Origin of the sequence: Megasphaera jansseni, from assembly GCF_047974155.1 — a bacterium.
Classification (GTDB): Bacteria; Bacillota; Negativicutes; order Veillonellales; family Megasphaeraceae; genus Megasphaera.
In genome coordinates, this window is record NZ_JBHYRR010000063.1 from 1 (window position 1) to 2,329 (window position 2,329).

General features: G+C 47.8%; 1 protein-coding gene. It reads right to left on the bottom strand.

Going from position 1 to position 2,329, the window contains the following annotated elements; all coding sequences use genetic code 11:
• Window positions 1-388: 388 nt before the first annotated feature.
• Window positions 389-1,957, bottom strand: a complete 1,569-nt coding sequence (locus ACE418_RS13365; protein WP_416451070.1) for a sigma-54 interaction domain-containing protein — start codon at window positions 1,955-1,957, stop codon at window positions 389-391.
• Window positions 1,958-2,329: the final 372 nt, after the last annotated feature.

Here is a 2,329-nt window from a genome sequence, read left to right on the forward strand (position 1 = left end):
TGACTATGTCTATATGCCTATTATACCAGAAAGAGTTAGGCAATGTATATATGAGGGAGGTTCTACACTAGCCCCTACGCACAAGATCACTGACCGTTTTTTTCGACCCGCGGTCAGACGCCTTCGAACTATTTTTCTTTCATGAGTCTGTCGCGGAGAAGCCACTTCTAAATCCAAAGAAAACAAAACGGCGCTGTCGCATAAGACAGCACCGTCGTAAATGACAGGCTCTTATTTCAAATGATATTCTTCCTGGTATTCATCATTCCACCTCGCCCTATGGCCGATTCCTGCTGACCAAAAAGGCCCTTTGCAGGAGAGGCAAGGCCACGGCCGTGTATATTTATGGTCCGTAGGCCCTTGGCGACTTGCGGTCTGCGGGTCTCGCTCACTGTTCTTGATGTCTCCGCTTGATGCGATAGACGGTAGAGCGGCTGATACCAATTTCTTGGGCGATTTCGGCACCGCTTTTTCCTTCGCGGCTCATTTTTTCAATCTTTTCATAGGTCAAATCTTTCAGGCTGCCGTCTTCGGCTGGCGTTGATTCTCCTTCTGTCATGGCAGCCGGCATGACGTGAAGGACATCTTTTACCTGGATGACCGGATTTTTGACGACCAGTACCAGGCGTTCGATGACGTGTGCCAATTGCCGTACATTGCCGGGCCAGGGCTGATTTTTGAAGAAATCCCAGACTTTGATGTCAAAGGTATGGGATTTATGGTAGCGGATATCCAGGCTCTTCAGCAGCGATTGGGAAATGTCCTGGATATCGCCTTTCCGTTTGCGCAGCGGCGGGACTTCGATAGGCAGGACGGCCAGGCGGTAGTAGAGGTCCAGCCGGAAATTTCCTTCCTGGACTTCATGAGGCAAATCCTTATTGGTCGCCGCAATGACCCGGACGTCGATGGGCACGCCGCACTGACTGCCTACGGGACGGACATACTTCTCCTGCAGGACACGCAGCAGGCGGTTTTGCAAGACATAGGGCATATCTCCGACTTCGTCGAGGAACAGCGTACCGCCATTAGCCGCTTCAAAAAGCCCTACCTTGCCATCCCGGTTAGCCCCGGTAAAGGTCCCGCCAGCATAGCCAAAGAGCTCGCTTTCCAGCAGGCTTTCCGTAATGGAGCCGCAGTTGACAGCGACAAAGGGGCCATGCCGGCGGCCACTGAGGTTATGGATAGCTTGGGCCAGCATTTCCTTGCCCGTTCCAGATTCGCCGGTAAGGAGGATCGTCGAATCGGTGGTCCCATAGGTCTGAGCCAGCTCTTTAACTTCCTTCATGGCATGAGAAGAACCGATGATGTCTTCCAAGTGGTAATGGGCCCTCATACCGGCCTGATTGATAGCTGAACGAGGATTTTCCTGCCGATAGCGGCGAACATTCCACAAAGCCTTGTAAAAGGCGCGCACAATACCGCCCCGGCCAGGCCGTAAGGGAATCCAGTTGATATGCTGAGCTGCAATCATGGAAGCCATCGCATCCGTCCCGACGAGGGATGTGACTCCATGGACTGCGGCTTGGCGTATGATTTCCTGCATGACCCGATCATCACATTCTGGCGCTACGTGATAAAAGGAAACGCCCATCATATCGAATTGTGCTTTTAAATCATCATAATAATCCCGCAGGGAAAATGGGATGATGACACCCAGTTTTCCTGTTTTGGGAGCATGATTGATACAATTCAATAAATCCAGAATACTCGGCTGGATTTCATAAACCCGTGCCTGAGGATAGTCCGACGCAATTTTCGCAGCCATCGGTTCCCAAGCAAATAAAGCCTCTGTCCCGGAATGAACAGCATCCGCAATCTGACTGGCTGCTTTTTTCTGACGCCCATTGATGAGTGTGACTTGTGCCGAATTTATGCGTGAAGACTCCTGCACCATGTCCCGGACCATAGTATACACTTTTTCATTAGGCGTAATGACAGAAAAATGAAAATTCCGCATTACCCCTCCCCTGTAAAACCTATTGTTATTCATGTTTTGTCCCTTGTATTTTAGTTTATATTTAAAAATGTATTTTATATATAATTCAAATATATATATTATATCACAATTATATATTATAATAGTTATTTATTTGTAAAACATATATATTATACACTATCTTAGGAGAAATGACAAAAAGGGCTTGTCGCATGACGACAAGCCCTTTTTACGTTGATCGTAGGTCGTTCATCGTGGGTCGTACAGGATTAAGAATATCCCCCCATCACGATGAACTATAAACGAAAAACTTTTAAGTGGTTAGTGGCTAGTGTAGGACCTCCCTCATATATACATTACCTAACTCTTTCTGGTATAATAGGCATATAGACA

What these genes read in the sequence shown, in the direction of transcription:
- ACE418_RS13365 (WP_416451070.1), bottom strand. Translation starts at nt 1,957, where the DNA reads ATGCGGAATTTTCATTTTTCTGTCATTACGCCTAATGAAAAAGTGTAT.